This window comes from Methanobrevibacter filiformis, assembly GCF_001639265.1.
Taxonomy (GTDB): Archaea; Methanobacteriota; Methanobacteria; order Methanobacteriales; family Methanobacteriaceae; genus Methanacia; species Methanacia filiformis.
Genome location: NZ_LWMT01000236.1, coordinates 1 through 18,874, shown reverse-complemented (window position 1 = coordinate 18,874; position 18,874 = coordinate 1). Strand labels below are relative to the sequence as shown.

The 18,874-nt window shown below is 28.0% G+C and carries 14 protein-coding genes; 1 reads left to right on the top strand and 13 read right to left on the bottom strand.

Annotated features, from left to right (window positions below):
- Positions 1-169 precede the first annotated feature (169 nt).
- From glmU to MBFIL_RS06440, 12 genes are all read right to left on the bottom strand, one after another.
- Positions 170-1,468: a bifunctional sugar-1-phosphate nucleotidylyltransferase/acetyltransferase gene (gene glmU, locus MBFIL_RS06495; protein ID WP_066972762.1), complete on the bottom strand. Its 1,299-nt coding sequence runs from the start codon at positions 1,466-1,468 to the stop codon at positions 170-172.
- Between the two features lie 183 nt (positions 1,469-1,651).
- A complete protein-coding gene (locus tag MBFIL_RS06490) occupies positions 1,652-2,812 on the bottom strand; it encodes an ABC transporter permease (protein WP_066972760.1) in 1,161 nt (386 codons plus the stop codon).
- Between the two features lie 155 nt (positions 2,813-2,967).
- A complete protein-coding gene (gene glmM / locus MBFIL_RS06485; protein WP_066972759.1) occupies positions 2,968-4,329 on the bottom strand; it encodes a phosphoglucosamine mutase in 1,362 nt (453 codons plus the stop codon).
- 218 nt (positions 4,330-4,547) lie between these two features.
- Entirely contained in the window at positions 4,548-5,786 is a 1,239-nt protein-coding gene (locus MBFIL_RS06480) for a 2,3-bisphosphoglycerate-independent phosphoglycerate mutase (RefSeq protein WP_066972757.1), read from the bottom strand.
- Positions 5,787-6,001: 215 nt separating this feature from the next.
- Positions 6,002-7,654 carry an ATP-dependent DNA ligase gene (locus MBFIL_RS06475; protein WP_066972756.1) on the bottom strand — a complete coding sequence of 551 codons (1,653 nt, stop codon included), beginning with the start codon at positions 7,652-7,654 and terminating at the stop codon, positions 6,002-6,004.
- 480 nt (positions 7,655-8,134) lie between these two features.
- Positions 8,135-8,620: a ferredoxin-thioredoxin reductase catalytic domain-containing protein gene (locus MBFIL_RS06470; protein ID WP_066972755.1), complete on the bottom strand. Its 486-nt coding sequence runs from the start codon at positions 8,618-8,620 to the stop codon at positions 8,135-8,137.
- Positions 8,621-8,897: 277 nt separating this feature from the next.
- Entirely contained in the window at positions 8,898-9,176 is a 279-nt protein-coding gene (locus MBFIL_RS06465; RefSeq protein ID WP_066972754.1) for a glutaredoxin family protein, read from the bottom strand.
- Between the two features lie 206 nt (positions 9,177-9,382).
- Positions 9,383-10,660, bottom strand: coding sequence for a phosphomethylpyrimidine synthase (gene thiC, locus MBFIL_RS06460; protein WP_066972753.1), 1,278 nt, complete (start codon positions 10,658-10,660; stop codon positions 9,383-9,385).
- Between the two features lie 181 nt (positions 10,661-10,841).
- A complete protein-coding gene (locus MBFIL_RS06455; protein WP_066972752.1) occupies positions 10,842-11,672 on the bottom strand; it encodes a methanogenesis marker 8 protein in 831 nt (276 codons plus the stop codon).
- Positions 11,673-11,975: 303 nt separating this feature from the next.
- A complete protein-coding gene (locus MBFIL_RS06450) occupies positions 11,976-14,180 on the bottom strand; it encodes a CDC48 family AAA ATPase (protein ID WP_066972750.1) in 2,205 nt (734 codons plus the stop codon).
- Between the two features lie 627 nt (positions 14,181-14,807).
- On the bottom strand, positions 14,808-16,118 hold the full coding sequence (locus MBFIL_RS06445; protein WP_066972748.1) for a prephenate dehydrogenase: 1,311 nt from the start codon (positions 16,116-16,118) through the stop codon (positions 14,808-14,810).
- Positions 16,119-16,207: 89 nt separating this feature from the next.
- Positions 16,208-16,615 (bottom strand): hypothetical protein, encoded by a 408-nt coding sequence (locus MBFIL_RS06440; RefSeq protein WP_066972746.1) that lies wholly within the window; start codon positions 16,613-16,615, stop codon positions 16,208-16,210.
- A gap of 456 nt (positions 16,616-17,071) precedes the next feature.
- Between MBFIL_RS06440 and MBFIL_RS06435 the strand changes: the two genes are divergently transcribed.
- On the top strand, positions 17,072-18,133 hold the full coding sequence (locus tag MBFIL_RS06435) for an mRNA surveillance protein pelota (RefSeq protein ID WP_066972743.1): 1,062 nt from the start codon (positions 17,072-17,074) through the stop codon (positions 18,131-18,133).
- 429 nt (positions 18,134-18,562) lie between these two features.
- Here the strand turns inward: MBFIL_RS06435 and MBFIL_RS06430 are convergent.
- The coding region (locus MBFIL_RS06430; RefSeq protein WP_157078708.1) for a transposase at positions 18,563-18,874 on the bottom strand (312 nt) is incomplete at its 5' end.

The window sequence follows — 18,874 nt, the reverse complement described above, 5'->3', positions numbered from 1 at the left end:
AAGATATTTGACAAATGGTCATGATTTGAATTTATTATGGGGCATGATTTTAATAATAATTCATTTTTCAGGAGTCAAATTTTTAGTACACTCAACCATATTCATCAGTTCAATTTTTCATAACCATATTTTTTCTTTTTATTTCAGTATTTCATTTTTTCTTTTTATTTTATTTTTTAGATTTTTTATCTTTATTTTCAATGTCTCTAACATCATATTCTTGTTTTACTAAAACCATTTTATTTGAGGGTAAATCTTCACTTAAGAATACTTCTGGACCAATTAGACAGTTAAAACCTACTGTGACTCCTGGGCTGAAACTAGAATTAATTCCTGTTTTTACATTGTCTCCAAGTATTGCTCCAAGCTTTCTACGACCACTATCAGTATTTTCGCCTTTAACTCTTATTTTAACAGAACCATCATCAAAACGTAAGTTTGCCATATTTGTTCCAGCTCCTAAGTTACATTTGGATCCAATTATTGAATCTCCAACATAGCTTAAGTGATTGATGTTAGTGTTTTCCATTACAAGAGAATTTTTGATTTCAACTGCATTTCCAATGTGAACATTATCTCCAAAATAGCTATTTCCTCTTATATAACAGTTAGGACCTATATTACAATTTTTTCCAATATAAACTGATCCTTCAATATAAACTCCAGATTTTATAACACTTCCTTCGTCTAAAAATATGTTTCCATGAATTGTAGCTCCTTTTTCAACAGTTCCTTTAATATTTTGCTTGATTTCTTTTATAAGGTGTTCATTTATTTCTATAAGTTCCCAAGGTCTTCCTACATCTAACCATTTTTTATCTGTGATATATCCTTGAATTATCTTTTTATCAGCTATTTGCATTGAAAGAGAATCAGTTATTTCATATTCTCCTCTTCTTGATTTTTCAGTTTTAGCTATTTTTTTGAAGATATCTTTGTTGAATACGTAAATTCCAGTATTAATTAAATTACTTGGAGCTTCTTCTTTTTTAGGTTTTTCAATGATACTTTTTATTATTTTATCCTTGATTTCAACAACACCAAATGGGCTTGGATCTTCGACTTCTGTTAAAACCATGATGGTATCTGGAGTATATTGTTTATATTCTGTTATTATTTCTTTTATAAGTTCATTATCTAAGATAATATCTCCATTAAGGACAATAAAATCATTATCCTCTACGAATTTTTCAGCATATCCAATTGCATTAGCTGTTCCAGATAGTTTTTTTTGAGTAGTATAACTTATAGTTACTCCAAATTCGCTTCCATCTTTAAAATAATCCTTAACAAACTCTTCTTTATAGTTTACTATTAAAAGAATATCTGTAATTCCACTATCTCTAAGGGCTTCAATATTATATTGTATAATTGGTTTTCCAGCAACAGGTAACATGGTTTTTGGTTTTGTTAAAGTTAAAGGTCTCATTCTTGTTCCTTCACCTGCACTTAAAATTACTGCTTTCAAATGATCTCCTCCTTTATAATTTGCAAATTATAATTAATTTAGGTTAATATAATTATTTAATAATAGATTTAGTATTAATAATATTTAATAATAAAATTAATAATAATAGATTTAATATTAATAATAAAGTTAACAATGATTTATAGAGTTAATCTTATAATTAAATATCTCACTACTCCTATCTCACCTGTCTGTTGGAGATTTCGCAAGATTTCGCACAGCTCTTATTGCAGGAAGAATACTTCCGACTAAACTTATTATCATAACTATTATTAATATTTCAATAATCAAACTCCAATCATATACTGGTATTGCAATTAAGATATAGTGGAAAATGATATTTATAAGAACAATTGAAACAATTATTCCCAGTATCCCTGCTATAAAACATAATACTAATGATTCACTTATTATCATTAAAATTATTCTTTTATTGCTCAAATCATCTGATTTTAAAATACTTATCTCTCTGGCACGTTCATTAACTGAGGATAGTATAGTGTGAGTGACAATAATGCATCCTACTGCAATTGACACTATATTAATAACTAAAACTATTTCACTCATGAAATTATAAAATGATTGATAAACACCCACATCTTTAACTGAAAAAACTGCTTTCATATGTTTATCCAAATTATTTATTTCATTTTTAACTTTAGTTTTATTAGCTCCATCATCTAAAAATCCTATAAATGAAATAGAATAAGGAAGTTCAAATTCGATTTGTTTTGAATCTTTAATTAAATTAACATTATCTATTGAAGCTATACACCCATAATCAAAGGAAAGGTTCCCATTATATATTCCTGATATGGTATATGTTTTATTTGAAACTTTCAACGAGTCTCCTGTTGTTTTATTAAGTTGATTAGATAGATCTTTGCTAATTATTATTTCTGATGAATTGGAGAATTGATGTCCTTCAATATAATTAATTTTTAATAAGTGTAAATCTGATGAGTTAAAATAATAGGTAGTAAATCCTTCTTTTTCTTCAATCTCATTAAATTTTAAAATTATTTTTTTAACACCACTTATATGACTTAAATTATTTAAAAACTCATTAATAAATGTTTGATTTAGTGGATCAAAGTTATCTGTATTATTTCCACTTCCTATTACTCCTTCAGCTCCAATATATAATTCATTAACTGATCTATTTTCTAAAACTAAAAAATCTCCAGTTCCAGTTATGCTTTTATTATTAATTTCTTCAAAAGTTGACATAAAAACAGATAAAATAGATATTAACAATACTATCATAATTAAAATTAATATTGTAAGCATAGCTTTTTTTCTCTTTTTAAATAAGTTTTTTAATATTAACTTTATAAAAGACATTTTAAACCTCCTATTCCTATTTTAGAGACATTGAATGTGATAGGGAAATCGTTTTCCATAATGAATAGAGGTCTCCTAAAATTCCAAATATCATGAAATCATAATATTTTTTGAGTTTTTTGTGATACGATGTTATGATTGTTTAGTGTCATTATTTAAATATTTAAATATTTATTAATGAATTTCATGGATATATCTTTGATTTCATCTGCTTTTTCTTGACTTGTTCCTTCTAATGTAATTCTAATGTAATTTTCAGTTCCAGATGGTCTGATTAGCACCCAGCTATTATCTTTGAAAGTTAAACGAACTCCATCGATTGAATTGATGGATTCTATATCTTCGAATTCCTGTTTTATATTGGATTCTACTTCTTTCATTATATTTACTTTATCTTCTTTTGAGCAAGGTATTTTTACTCTCGCATTTGGATATAATGGAATATCATCTAATAATTTAGAGAGGGGACCATTGGTTGAAACAATTTCAGCTATTTTAAGTCCTGAAAGGATACCATCAGGACACATACAGAATTCTGGATGTAACCATGTTCCTGAGGGTTCTCCACCGAAACTTGCATTCACTTCCATCATAGCTTCAGCAACATGAACATCTCCTACTTTTGTTCTGAGTACCTCTCCTTTATCTTCCACTGCTTTATCAATAGATAAACCTGCATCTACTGTTGTTACAATTTTTCCTCCGAATTTTTCAGCTGATTTTTTAGATATAATAGCAAGCAATTTGTCAAAATCACTTACTCTTCCTTTTTCATCAATAGCTATCATTCTATCAGCATCTCCATCATGAGCTATTCCAATATCTGATTTTGTAGCTACAACTACTTTCATGAGATCCTGCAAGTTAGCTTCATTTGGCTCTGGTTGTCGTCCTGGGAAGAATCCATCTATTTGAGAGTTTAAGGTTATTACTTCACACCCTGCTTTTCTAAAAATTATTGGTGATAATTCTGACCCTGCACCAGAAGCAGAATCAACAACGACTTTAAGTCCAGGTTTTATATCAACAAGGCTTAGTAATTTATTAATATATTCTTCTTTAATTGAATCTATTTCATATATTTTACCAATATTGTTCCATTCTGTTGGTTTAAATCCTTTAGAGAAATATATTTCTTCTATCTCTTTTTCTTGTGATTGTGTATATGCCATTCCATTAGTGTTCCATATTTTTATCCCATTATCTGTAGATGGGTTGTGTGAGGCAGTTATCATTATTCCAGCAGCTGCATTATAAATCATAGCTGCAAATCCAGTTATAGGTGTTGGAACGAGTCCAACTCTAAGTACACTACACTCACATTCTATTAAACCTGCGATTAATGCACTTTCCATCATTTTATTAGTAGTTCTTGTATCATAACCAATAACAACTTCACCTTCACCATTTAAATATGTTGCAAGGGATTTCCCAATGTTAAGTGCTAATTCTGCACTAATATCTTCTCCAATTTTTCCTCTTATTCCAGATGTTCCAAAAAGCTTTTGTTTTTTCATTGATGTCACCTTTCACATTTAAAACTAATTAAATCAATGATTTAATAATTGAATATTCTATTAAATAGCTAATAATTAAAATAGCTAAATAATAATCAAATTATAATTACATTATAATTTTAAAATTGATTATATTTGGTATTGGTAAATTAAAATTGATTATATTTGGTATTGGTAAATTAAAGTTGATTATATTTAGTGGTGTTAAACTATTTCCTTTAAGCTCCGAATTTTGGGGCTTTGTTCATTAAATCCATCAATATATTCATGATGTCAGATCCTCTAATTCTGTTAAGCCCGCCAGATGGAGCATCAATTTCATTAAAGCTTTTAACATTGTCTATTCTTATACCTGGTCCATTAATAACAAGTGGAACTGGATCTCCGCTATGATCCATTAGGGATATTGGGGTTGAGTGGTCGGCAGTTAAAATAATGACACAATCTTTAAGTTGGATAAGTTTACTTATAACTACTTTGTCTACTTTTTCTATGAATTCTACTTTTTCTTTTGTGTTTCCATCATGCCCTGCTTCATCAGCACCATCGATATTTATTAAAAAGAAATCATGGTCACTGTTATTCACATTATTTACAATTGTTTCTGTAATATTATCTAGATTAGTGTCTATTCCACCAGTTGCACCGTCAACTTCGATTATCTCCATTCCTGCAAATCTAGCTATTCCCATTATAAGTCCAGTTTCTGCAATACATGCTGAATTGATGTTGTATTTCTTATTAAGACTTTCTACTTTTGGTACAAGTCCTACACCACGTGGAATGATAATATTTGCTGGAGGTTCTCCTTCTTCAATTCGTTTAAGGTTTAGTGGATGATCTTTAAGGACTTCGTAAGTTTTTCTAACTAATTTATTTAATAAATCTGATGTTTTTCTAGCTTCTTTTGTATCTTCAATAGCTATTACTTCTTTAGGTGATTTACCTTCTTTTTTAGGGTCTGCATCTGAGACTTTATCAGACAATCCTTTTCCTCTAAGTATTAAAACTGCTCTATGTCCAGTTGATTCTTTAAAAATTATTTTAACATCTTCATAATCTTTAATAACTATTTCATTTAATTTAGCTATTAAATCTGCAGTATTATCTCTTATTCTTCCTGCTCTTCTGTCTGTAACTATATAATCATCATTAACAGTTGAAAAATTACATCTAAATGCTATATCTCCAGGTATAACATCTAAACCTACTCCAGATGCTTCAAATGGACCTCGCCCAGTGTAAACTTCATGAGGATTGTATCCTAATATTGAAATATGTGCAGTATCACTTCCTGGACGAATTCCAGGTTGAATTGAATCCATAATTCCATTAATACCATTTTCAGCCATTAAATCCATATTGGGAGTATTTGCTGCTTGTAATGGTGTTTTATTATCTAATTCTTTTAAAGGACGATCGCCTATTCCATCCATTATTAGTATTATACCCTTCATAATAATCACAAATATATTATTTATTCTTAGTTTTTAATTTTAAGCAATTATATAATTTTAAATTGAATTATGTTAATAAATTGAATTTAAGTATTTAATAGCTATATTTGTTTTTAATCCATATATAATTTAATTAATTTAATTAATATTAAAAAATATTAAATTAGTAATAATATCTTAGGAATGAATATTATTAGTAATATTGGTTATATTAACTATCCTTTAAACATTGATTCTAATCTTTCAACAGTATCAATATCATCAATACTTTTGTCTTCTCTTATTCTTCTAACAACTGGGAATCGTAAAGAGTAGCCTGCTTCGTATTCTGGGCTTTTTACTATTTCACTGTAAGCTATTTCTAATATTATTTTTGGTTCTACAGTTAACTTTGTTCCTTTTTCATAAATCTTGTATTTTTCCATTAATTTAGTTAGTTTTTCAAGTGTTTCATCATCTAATCCTGTTGCTGCATGGGCTACTGTTTTTAATTCATTATCTTGGTTTTTAATAGCTATTAAATAGGATCCAATGAAATTAGATCTTTTTCCAAGTCCGTGGGTTCCTCCCACAACAACAACATCTAATGTTTCAGGTTCTGCTTTAAATTTAAGCATTTTTTTCCCTCTTATGCCAGGAATGTAGGGTTCTTCAGGATCTTTAATCATTATTCCTTCATTTCCTCCAGCTATTGAGCTGTTAAATAGCTTTTCAGCTTCATCTATATTTTCAGGGCTAGCTTCAATCATTTCACTTAGGTTTATCTGGGCTTTAGAGGTGTTTACATTTTCTTTTAATAACTCTCTTCTAATTTTTAGAGGTTCATCTATTAAAGGAATTTTTAAATAAAGTAAATCAAATAAAAATAGTGTTAAGGGGACTTTATCAATAGCCTCTTCAATATTATATTTTCTTCTAACTCTTTGGAGGATATATTGGAATGAAATAGGCTTTCCATCTTTTGTAGCAACCATTTCACCTTCGGCTATAAAATCTTCATCTGGAAAAGCTTCTTTTATATAATCACTCATTTCTGGAATAGCTTCTGTAACATTTTCAAGTCTTCTTGTAAATAGCTGGACATTATCTTTTATTTTGTGGATTTGAACTCGTATTCCATCGTATTTTGTTTCACAAATAGCTTTTCCCATTTCATTAATACTAATAGCTATTCCTTCTGATAATTGAGCAAGCATTGGTTTTACAGGTCGTCCTGGTTTAAGTGTTAGTTTTTTAAGTCCTTCTTCTCCCTCATTCATTGCAACTTCTGCTACAAGTCCTAAATCATTTGTAAGCATGTGGCTTCTTTCAGTTACTTTTTTATCAATTCCAAATGTTTTTGAAATAGCATCTCTTATTATTCCTTCTCCAACTCCAATTCTTAACTCTTCAAGAACAGTTTTTGAAATATACTTTGCTTCTGTACCGTTTGCTGATGATAATAATTCTAAAATAATAGCTATTTTCCTTGATTGTGAATGATTTCCGCTGATTTTGGCTATTTTTCTTATACTGGTGAAAACAAAGTCAATAGTCAAAGGCTTTGAGAAAAATGTTTGTTGGGTTCGTTTTTTATATAGTTCTTCTGCTGCAGCTCCAATATCTCCTTTTTCTCTTACCATATCTTCAACTGCATTAGTTGAAACACCAACTACACTGGAAACAGCCTTCATTAATATTTTATCTCCAACACCTTGCTCTTCTTCACTCCATGGAGGAAATACGAGCCCAAGTGCCATAAGCACGACTTGAGGCAGTGTTTGAGTATCTACTTTTGAGAAAAATTCTGCTAAAATATCTGTCTTTTCTAATCTCTTTGTTGTTCCTGCAAGTGCTTCATAAACATTTACTAATTCTTGATATTTCATGATATCTAATCTCTGTTTTAAATAAACGATTATTAATATTGGAATTTCTTTTATTAATATTGGAATTTCTTGATAGAATTTGATAATTAAAATATGCTTGATAAATGAGAATATTTGATAAATTAATATAATTGCTAATTTTATTAATTTATTAAATAGTAATATGTAGAATATGGTAGTTTATCTTATTAATAATTAGCTACATGGAATTTTCATGTATTATTTCTATAATTTCTAATAATTAATATACAATATATCTTTATTTGATTAATTAGAATAATATAATTTATTTAGTAAATTAATTAATTTTAGCTAATTTTAATAATTATAATACCTATCAGATGATAGTCATTACAAAAGAATTAAAAAATAAGATTTAATGATAACTATAGAATTGTATCTAGTTGCTATATAAGAAAAAGTAATAAAAGGAATATATTAACTAATTAATTAAATTAAAAAGTAATTTAAGTTATTTATCTATAATATTTGTTCAAATCTATCAGATTCAGCTTTACATATTGGACATTTCACTGGAGGTTTTTCTTTACCACATAAATATCCACAAACTTTACATCTCCATATAGGTACTTTAAGTTTGCCTAAATTTAGATTTTGTGAAGATGATTCTTTAGATTTTGCTTTAAGTGTTTTTAACCGTCTATCTGGAATTGATTTTAACTCTTTTTTCCCATTTAGAACATCTTCAGTTACATATAATGCACAAAAACATGCTCCATAATCATTTAAGTCAGAATCTCTGTAATCACAAGGACATATTAAATCAAGGTCTTTTTCTTTCTTTCCAGAAGCAAGTCTGCATGGGCATGCACCATAGCCATATCTTTCTTTATTCACTTCAATGCTTTTTAATAGTGCCTCTACAAATTCTTTATCTGTATTTACATTGTATCCTGTTTTTTCACTGTCTTCTTTAAATTTTTCGTAAGAATTAGGGTTACTCATATGAAATCTATCCTTATTTTTTATTTTAATAATATTATTATTTAGCAATATTATTTACTAATATTATTATTTATTGTATTAATTTTGATTATTTATTTAAGAAAATTTAAAAATAGCTATTAATTGATAAAAATTAATATTATATAAATAATTGAATAATTAAATAATTAATTAATAAGTAATATTGAATAATAAGTAATAATTATGTATAAATATAAGTTTTAGAGTTTTTAAAACTAACTTATACTTTAAATGTGTTGATTCTGAATCAACTAAGTTATTGGAATGTTTTTTTTATTATGTCTTCTTCAAACCCAATTATAACATCTTTTTCGTTTATGACAATAGTTGGAAAAGAAAGGTTTTCATTCCATTTTTCAAGTTCAGTAATTACTTCGTCTCTTTCTTCTCCAGATGTTAAATCGACATAAACATAGTCGTATTCTACATTAAGGGTTTCAAGCAAAGCTCTTGTTTTTTTGCACCATTGACATGTACTTAAAGCAAATAAAAGTACATTTCCTTTATTTTCGCCATTAATATGTTCTAAATTCATATGATTACCAACTTTTTAATTTTTTATTAATATGTTATGATTTATGTTTTTTATTATATATAATATCATCTATTTGTAATAATTTTAAGTATAGTTTGATACTATACAATGAAATGAAATAAAATAGAATCAATTGTATTGTATAAATTTATCATATATATGTTGGTTATACTCGTATTTAGCTTTACTTATAAATTATCTAAACTTCATTGTCTATTTTCTTTAGCTATTCTAATAGAACAGTATTCTCCACACATAGAACACATTTTATCATCTTCAATATGGCATCTGTTTCTATATTCTTTTGCTTTTTGTCTATTAAATGATAGCTCGAATTGCTTGTCCCAGTCAAAGTTTTCACGAGCAGCTGCCATTTCTTTTTCTTTTGCCCATGCAGAATCTAAACCTAATGCAACATCACCTGCTTGAGCAGCTATTTTAGAGGCTATAACTCCTTCTTTAACATCATCAACGGATGGAAGTCCTAAATGCTCAGCTGGAGTGACATAACATAAGAAATCTGCTCCTGATGCAGCTGCAACGGCTCCTCCAATAGCGGATGTAATATGGTCATAACCTGGAGCTAAATCAGTTACAATAGGTCCCAGTACATAGAAAGGAGCACCTTTACATATAGTTTTTTGTATTTTCATATTACTTGCTACTTGGTCTAAAGGAACATGTCCTGGACCTTCAACCATAACTTGAACATCAAATTCTCTTGCTTTTTTAACAAGTGTTCCAAGAGTTACTAATTCTTGAACTTGGGCAATATCTGTAGCATCAGATAAACAACCTGGACGTAATCCATCACCTAGACTCAATGTAACATCATGTTCTTTAGCTATTTCTAAAATATAATCATAATTTTCGAATAAAGGGTTTTCTAATTTATTTTCAAGTATCCATGAATAAAGGAAAGTTCCGCCTCTACTTACAATTCCCATAGTTCTATCAGAATCTTTTAATTTGTAAACTAAGTCTTTATTTATCCCACAGTGCAGTGTCATGAAGTCAATACCTTCTTTTGCTTGATTTTCAATAGCTTTAAAGATATCTTCTTCAGTCATATTGTTTACAGAACCATCGCGGTTAAATGCTTTGACCCCGGCTTCATAAATTGGAACAGTGCCAATTGGAACATTAATAGCCTCTAATATCTTTTCCCTAAATTCATTAAGTTTAGGACCAGTACTTAAATCCATTACTGCGTCTGCACCATATTCAACAGCTATTTTGGCTTTTTCAATTTCTACATTAATATCTTCTACTTTTGATGATGAGCCAATGTTTGCATTGACTTTAGTGGTAAGACCTTCACCAATACCATAGCTTTTAGTATTTCTATTGATATTTTTAGGTATAACTACTGTACCCTCAGATATTCTCCTAGTAATCTTCTCTTCAGAAATATTTTCCATTTTAGCTATTGCTTTCATTTCTTCAGTTATAATTCCTTTTTTAGCATCTTCCAATTGAGTCAATTTTTATCCCTCATTTTAATATAATAATACTTTGTTTTATTTTTCCATTATTTTATTTAATAATAATGTGATAGTAATAGTGAGTAATAGTAATACTATTAATAATAATATTAGTAGTAATAGTGAGTAATAGTAATACTATTAATAACAATATTAGTAGTAATAATTAATAATAATTGAATTAGATTAATGGACTTGGTAATTTAGGGTCTTTTTTAGCTGCTTTCCCTCCTATTTTTTCTAATCGTTTTTCTATGAATTTTTTACCAATTTCAGTTGTTCCAAATATTGGAATTGATTCTCCAACTTTTATAAGGGCTTTTTCATCTCCGTTTTGTCTAATTGTTTTTGACGCACATCCTGTTAATACATCGCAGTGTTTAATCAGTTCTTTGGATTCATCTAAATTTACTCCCGTGCTGTGAACAGAAAATAAGTATATATTAATATTTTCTGACTCTTTTTCAAGTTTTCTAAGCTCTTTTGCATCATCACTATTTGTAATAGTCACTACTATATTTTTAAATCCTTTTTTAATAGCTATTTTTGCTCCTTCTAATTGGTTTATTGTTGCATTTTCTGGATCTAATATATTTTCTGGTTTTATTTTTTCTATTACTTCTAATATGGGACTGGTTTTGACATAACCTGAAACTCTTCCTCCAATTCCTTGTGCTTTATTTGGATCATTTACAATTACAGTTCCAGCTCCATCACATACCATAATACTACAATCAATTATTTTTTCTTCAAGAAGTGTTGATATGATCTCGGATATTCCAAAGGATAGGAAGTCATTCATTTCTATTTCTCTGTTTGGTGTACACATTCCGAATTTTTCCATTCTGTATTCCATATTCTCTTTTACAGCTTTTTTATCAATTTGCTCAACTCCTCTCCGTTTATGGAATAGTGGACAATAATTTATTTTAGGTTCTCCAACTTCAACAACTTTCCCATCTTTTATAACAACTTTGGTCTTTCCCATTGCTTCTATGATATGTTCGTCCATTATAATCATCACTTTTGCTCTTGAATTTTTAATTTGATTATTAATTTGCGTATTAAATCTAATTATAATTAAATCTAATTATAAATATGAGTATGAATAGTTATAGGTTTCTTATTAGATATAACTAATTTTTTATAATTAATATTTATGTTATTTATTACTAATTTAATAAAAAGTAATACTAACTTATAATAAAAAAGTGAGGATTTTCTCCTCACTCTTAATTTATTTTTTGTAGCTGTTTTGTTTTAGCTGTTTTGTTTTAGTTATCTTAGCTGTTTTGTTTTAGTTATCTTAGTTATCTTAGCTGTATTGTACTAGATTTTCTTCTTCCAGCTGCTTTGGTTTGACTTTTTCCATTGCTTTTGTGAAGAATTTCATTTTGACTTCTGTTGATTCAAGGCTGTCTCTTAAGGTTAACATTGCTGCTTCACGACATACGGCTTCTATATCTGCTCCAACATAACCATCTGTTTGTTTAGATAATTTTTCTAGTTTCACATCTTTTGCAAGTGGCATATCTTGTGTATGGACTTTAAAAATAGCTAATCTGCCTTCTTCATTTGGACTTTCTACTTTTATATGTCTGTCGAATCTTCCAGGTCTCATTAATCCGGGATCGATTATATCTGGTCTGTTTGTTGCTGCTATAATAGCTACATCTCTTAATTCTTCCATACCATCAATTTCGGTTAGTAATTGATTAACTACTCTTTGAGTTACTCCAGAATCTCCACTTCCTCCTCTTGAACTAGCTATTGAGTCTATTTCATCGAAAAAGATAACTGTTGGTGCAGTTTGTCTCGCTTTTCTAAATATTTCTCTAACACCTTTTTCAGATTCTCCTACCCATTTAGATAGGAGTTCAGGACCTTTTACTGCTATAAAGTTTGCTTCACTTTCATTTGCAACTGCTTTTGCAAGTAATGTTTTACCTGTACCTGGAGAGCCGTAAAGTAATGTTCCTTTTGGAGGTTTAACTCCGAATTTCTCGAAATTTTCTGGATATTTTAATGGCCATTCAACAGCTTCTTGTAATTCTTGTTTAGCATTATCAAGACCTCCAATATCTTTCCATCCAATATCTGGAATTTGAACTAAGATTTCTCTAAGTGCAGATGGCTGAATTTCTTTTAATGCTTTTTTAAAGTCATCTTTTGTAACCACTAATTTTTGTAGGGTTTCTTTTGGAATCTCTTCATCTGTTTTAATATCTGGAAGGACTCTTCTAACTACCCGCATTGCTGCTTCTTTACACAAAGCTTCAAGATCAGCTCCTACAAAACCATGGGTTATTTCTGATAGCTCTTCAAGATTTACATCTTCAGCTATTGGCATACTTCGTGTATGGATTTCTAAAACTTCTTTTCTTTCTTCTCTATCTGGAACACCTATTTCTATTTCTCGATCAAATCTTCCAGGTCTTCTTAATGCAGGATCTAATGAGTCTGGTCTGTTAGTTGCTCCAATGACTACAACTTGACCTCTTGCTTTTAGACCGTCCATAAGAGTTAAAAGCTGAGCAACAGTTCTTCTTTCAACTTCTCCTTGAGTTTCTTCTCTTTTAGGGGCTATCGCATCTAATTCATCAATGAATATGATTGATGGAGCGTTTTCTTCAGCTTCTTCAAAGAATTCTCTTAAATTTTCTTCTGATCCTCCAACATACTTACTCATTATTTCTGGTCCATTTATAACAATAAAATGAGCATCACTTTCACTTGCAACTGCTTTTGCAAGTAATGTTTTACCTGTACCAGGTGGGCCATGCATTAAAACTCCTTTTGGTGGTGAAATTCCAAGCCTTTCAAAAAGTTCAGGTCTTTTAAGAGGAATTTCAATCATTTCTCTAACTTTTTTAACTTCTTCTTTAAGTCCACCTATGTCTTCATAGCTAACATCAACAAAGTTACTAACTCCTTCTATTTTTGAAAGGTCTACAGGGTCTGAATGTACTTCTACGTGAGTGTTCTGACCTATAATAACCACTCCGTTTGGACTTGTTGATACAACTGCAAATTTAAGCTCTCCCATTGGAGCAACATTTATCATATTCTTGAAAATATCATCAAATATTCCTCCTCTTGGTAAGTTAGGCACGTTTGAAGGTGCTTGAATTCCAGATACAAATAAATCTCCTTGTACTACTATTGTATTCAGGAATGGTGCTCTAACATCACCCTGTATTTGCACATGATGTTCTACAGGTGCAAGAACTACTTTTTTAGCTTCTTTTACTTCAGCTTTTTTAATTTCAACTTCTTCACCTATGGAAGTCCGAGCATTTTTCCTTATTGTACCATCTATTCGTATTACTCCAAGATTCACATCTGTTTGTGATGAGATAGCTCTAACTCCTGTTGATTTGTTTCCAATGATTTCGATAACATCTCCATCATTTATACCTAACTTTTGCATACAAGTGGGATCTATTTTAGCTATTCCTCGACCAATATCTGATTGTGAGTTAGCTTCAGCCACTTTAAGATGAATTTTTTTATCTTCCATCTATTTCATCCTCCAATTTGTATTTTTGGTTTATTTAATTGATATAAATATTAATTAATAGGAAATTAATAATCAATAATTGTAATATTTTTAACAAATAATATATTTTAATAAATATTTTCTATTTTTATATATCTTTTTTTATTATTTTAATAAACATTTTCTATTATTTTTTAATTATTTTTATAAATTTTAATTTGAAACTACTTTGGTATTGTATAATAATTGATTATTGTAATAATTTTGATTAATAACTAAAAATTTATCTTCTAATTTAAAAAAACAAGATAATATAATACTTAAAATAAATTTTTATTAGAAAAATTCTTTTAGTAAACTTTAGTTACTATAATATATTATGTAATGTCATCTATATAAATGTTTTGGTTTATAGGAATGTTATTAATTATAGCTTTTATAAAAATTAATTTGTTTAAAAGTGAGTGTTCTATTTAAATATATTGTAATATAGTTTATTTTATATATTTTATTTAATTTATTACTTCATTTCATATATTCTATTTAACTTATTCGTTTAATTTTATATTTTATTTAATTTAACTTATTTGCTTAATTTTATATTTAATTTAACTTATTTGCTTAATTTTATATTTTATTTAACTTAATTTATTTTCCATAAATTTCAGCTCCAAATCCTTTTAAGAATGTTTCAACTTCTTTAATTGAATTTTTATTAAATGTTTCTATTTTAAAGGTTATTCCTAACATATTTTTTGGTATTTGGGGATTTATCCATGTTTCAACAATTTCAACAGTTATGATGTCATTCATTGACTCAATAGCTAGCTTAATGATATCTGCATTGGAGGATAATGGGAAAATACAGCTTAAATTATATTTTTCATTTGGATAATTCGCTTTTTTCCATTCTTGTATTTCACTTTCGTTTAGAACTTTAATATTAGCTATTTTAAGTTTTGTGCTTCTTTTACCTCTTTCAAGTACTATATATTCTGGATCCATTTCTTTCAAAATTCCACAATGAATCTCATTGGAGTAGATGTGTTTTACAACTATTTCATTGTTTATTGAGTTTTTTAGGAGTGCCAATTCGTGAGTTTGAGAGGCTATGGCTTTATCGCTTCTTCCAAGAGCATCTTGTATATCATCCATATTTTTAGTTGCTGAAATAGCTATTTCAGTGAATTTATCTTTATCGTTTCTTTTCAGTGCTTTTTCTATTTCTTTAGCAGATTCTAAAAATACTTCTCTTACATGTTCTCCATTTTCATTTTCTTTTTGAATAGAATATGTAAGTATTGGATTTTGTGATACGATTCTTGCAATCATATCAACCATTAAATTATATATTGGACTTGCAAATTTTCTTGTTTGCTTAATATTAACTCCTAATTTTTTTATAGCGTATGCAGTGGATATATATGTGTAATGAGTTAATATTTGGACAATTGCCATCATATCATCGTGTTCTTTAGGTTCTGTTTCAACTATACGGGTATTATGCGATTTTAAAAACTTTATTAGTTTTTTATACCATTTTCCTTTTTTTATTGGTGTCAATACCATTACTTGTCCATTTAAAGATTGTGTTCTTGGACCAAATATTGGATGAGTTGGAATAAATTCAACATTATTCTTTAGATATTTTTCCATAATTTCAGCTGGTTTCTCTTTTACAGAAGCAACATCTATTATAACTGATCCTTCTTTTGTTGAATCAGCTATTTCTTTTATAACGCTCTCAATAGTCCCAATAGGCACTGAAATAATTAATATATCGCTTAAGTTAGCTATTTTTTTATTATCTTTTGAATAGCTAACTCCAATTTCCTTTGCAGTCTGATTTCCCTGAACTTCGTCTCTTCCAGTAATTGTTACAGAAAATCCTTCTTTTTTTAAAAAAATAGCTATTGATTTTCCAAGACCTTTTGTTCCACCAAGTATTCCAACATTCATTTTATCGTCTATATTAAGATTATTATTTTAAAATTATTATTAAAATTATTATTAAGATTAATCTAACTGGTTGTGTATATATTGATTTACTAAAAGCTTTGCATATGTTTTGGAGGTTGTTTTGTTTTTTTCTTTTTAGATTTATTTATTCTAATATGGGCTTGTTCAGCTACAAACCCTCCTATAAATCCAAGAATTCCGCTAATAAGTGAAGTTACAATAAATCCTAATATAAAATTTGCTGGATCAAACCCTATGTTTTCTATTATTCCTTCAGGGATATTTGGAATCATTATCATTCCTATGGTGAAATTGAAGGTCGAATAAATAAATGCTGCCACAATTCCAATTTTATAGTTTTTTTCTTCTTTATTTGTCATATAAGTAGATAAAAATCCTATAAACAAAAGTACGAACATATTATCAAATAAGAATGATAAAATAACTCCAATAATTAAACTAATCATGATAGAGCTGGTTTCACTGTATTCTGCCATTTTAATCTCTCGTAAATGTAATTAATAAGCTTAATATGAATATAATTATAAGTATAACAAATTATAATTATAAATTTAATAATAAGTCGAATGCTTTTGATGTAATTAATGTAATTAATGTAATTAATGTTATTATATGACTTATTTATATTAAACATTGTCTTAAATACATTGAAAATATCTTATAATACAATCATTTATTCTTATAATTATAATCATTTATAATAATTAATTATATATATTTAGAACTATATATTATTTTAGAACTTATAATGTTAGAATGAGTAATAGTATTTATAGATTAATTATGTTTTATTTTAATAGTTGTAGTTAATAACTTAGCAATTTTATTAACTTAACAATTTATTAAAATTTAATATTAATTACTATTTTTATTATTTTATTGCAACTTTTTAGTTAAATATAAATAACTTAACTGTATAATTCGAGGATATAATGAAAATTGGTTATCAGGACAGAAAAAGAGGTTTGATGGAGATAATTCCAGAAACTTTAGATGATTTATGGCATTTATCTCATATTATTCAAGAGGAAGATCTTGTATCTGCCAAAACAACAAGGAGAATCCAAGATACAACTGGTGATAAGCTTAGAAGTGATAGAGGTATTAAAAAAACATTTTATCTTGGAGTTAGGGTTAAATCAGTATCTTTTCATATTTTCACTGGAAAACTTCGGGTTACTGGAATTATTGAGAAAGGTCCTGAGGATTTAATTCCATTAGGTTCTACTCATACTATTGAAGTTAAATTAAACAATCCTCTTAAAATAACAAAGGAAAAATGGAGTCACTGGACACTTAAAAGACTTAAAAAAGCTATTGAAGCATCTAAAAAATTATCAGCTATTATAATAGTTCTTGAAGATGATGTTGCAGATATGGGACTTATTAGACAGTTTGGTGTTGAATATTATGGACCTATTATTGGAAATATCTCTGGAAAACGAATAATTGACAAAAATAGAAACAAAGAAATTGATAATTTCTATAAATCTATTGTTGATGCTATTTTAAAGTTTAAAGATATTAATAATATTATAATTGCAGGTCCAGGATTTGTTAAAAATGGTTTTCATTCATATCTTGCTGATAAATACAAAGATATAGCTAAAAAAACTATTTTGGAAAGTACTGGTGCAGGTGGAAGATCTGGAATTCAGGAAGTTCTTAAAAAAGGCACAGTTGAAAAATTAAGCTCTGAAAATATAATAGCTATTGAGATATCTAAAGTAAATGAAGTACTTGAAGAAATAGCTAAATCATCAAATAAAGTAGTTTATGGAAAAAAAGACACAATTTACGGAGTAAATATTGGAGCAGTTGATAAATTACTTGTTATTGATAAAATAGTTAGAAGCGAAGGGCTTGAAAATATAATGGAACAAGTAGAAAACACTTCTGGGGAGGTAACAGTAATAAGTAGTGAACATGATGGTGGAAAACAATTAGAATCTTTAGGTGGAATAGCAGCGATACTTCGATATCCTCTTAATTAATCTTTTTTACTATTTTAATAAGTTTAAACACTTTAAACTGATTTTAGTTAACATCATTTTATATTTTATTACTTTTAGGAGATCTTCCATAATTCATTGATTAGTTAATTGATACTTATTGGCTTATATTATGATGATGAAGTAATATTAAGTTAAAATAAGGATTATTATTTAGTTTATTGGGTTTTAAGTGATTTATCTTTGTTGATTATTTTTTAGTAAAGTTTAATAATCTTTGTGTTGAAATATGACTTCATGCATTAATGACTTTAATAAACTTTTTTTTATTAAGTTTTTGTGCATTTATTATGAAATTTGTATTAATAAATTAGTGCTTTTGTATGAATCATGTTTTGATAAATGGCATACTGACTAAGAGATACTTATTTAGACATGTATGGTTTTATACTATGTTTATTTATGTTTTTTCTAGTATATTGTGTCTTTTAGATTTCTTGTTCGTATTGTATTGTATATTGCATTTCTGATGTTTATTTCATTAGTTGCAGCTACTTTATTGGAGCCTAAAAGCATTAAAACACCATTACTACGCTTAAGATAACCATTTACGCCTTCAGTTTGGAACCGTTCAGCATAAATAGTTAAATAGCGTTTTTGAGTCATTTTATTAATCATTTCATGTTTAAGTGTGGTGATTCTGTAGTTTATAGGAGTTACACCATCACCACACGAACATTTTTCCTTAAATGGGCATGATGAATGGGACAAGCAATAGTAATT

What these genes read in the sequence shown, in the direction of transcription:
- MBFIL_RS06490 (WP_066972760.1), bottom strand. Translation starts at nt 2,812, where the DNA reads ATGTCTTTTATAAAGTTAATATTAAAAAACTTATTTAAAAAGAGAAAA.
- glmM (WP_066972759.1), bottom strand. Translation starts at nt 4,329, where the DNA reads ATGAAAAAACAAAAGCTTTTTGGAACATCTGGAATAAGAGGAAAAATT.
- MBFIL_RS06480 (WP_066972757.1), bottom strand. Translation starts at nt 5,786, where the DNA reads ATGAAGGGTATAATACTAATAATGGATGGAATAGGCGATCGTCCTTTA.
- MBFIL_RS06475 (WP_066972756.1), bottom strand. Translation starts at nt 7,654, where the DNA reads ATGAAATATCAAGAATTAGTAAATGTTTATGAAGCACTTGCAGGAACA.
- MBFIL_RS06470 (WP_066972755.1), bottom strand. Translation starts at nt 8,620, where the DNA reads ATGAGTAACCCTAATTCTTACGAAAAATTTAAAGAAGACAGTGAAAAA.
- MBFIL_RS06465 (WP_066972754.1), bottom strand. Translation starts at nt 9,176, where the DNA reads ATGAATTTAGAACATATTAATGGCGAAAATAAAGGAAATGTACTTTTA.
- MBFIL_RS06455 (WP_066972752.1), bottom strand. Translation starts at nt 11,672, where the DNA reads ATGGACGAACATATCATAGAAGCAATGGGAAAGACCAAAGTTGTTATA.
- MBFIL_RS06450 (WP_066972750.1), bottom strand. Translation starts at nt 14,180, where the DNA reads ATGGAAGATAAAAAAATTCATCTTAAAGTGGCTGAAGCTAACTCACAA.
- MBFIL_RS06445 (WP_066972748.1), bottom strand. Translation starts at nt 16,118, where the DNA reads ATGAATGTTGGAATACTTGGTGGAACAAAAGGTCTTGGAAAATCAATA.
- MBFIL_RS06440 (WP_066972746.1), bottom strand. Translation starts at nt 16,615, where the DNA reads ATGGCAGAATACAGTGAAACCAGCTCTATCATGATTAGTTTAATTATT.
- MBFIL_RS06435 (WP_066972743.1), top strand. Translation starts at nt 17,072, where the DNA reads ATGAAAATTGGTTATCAGGACAGAAAAAGAGGTTTGATGGAGATAATT.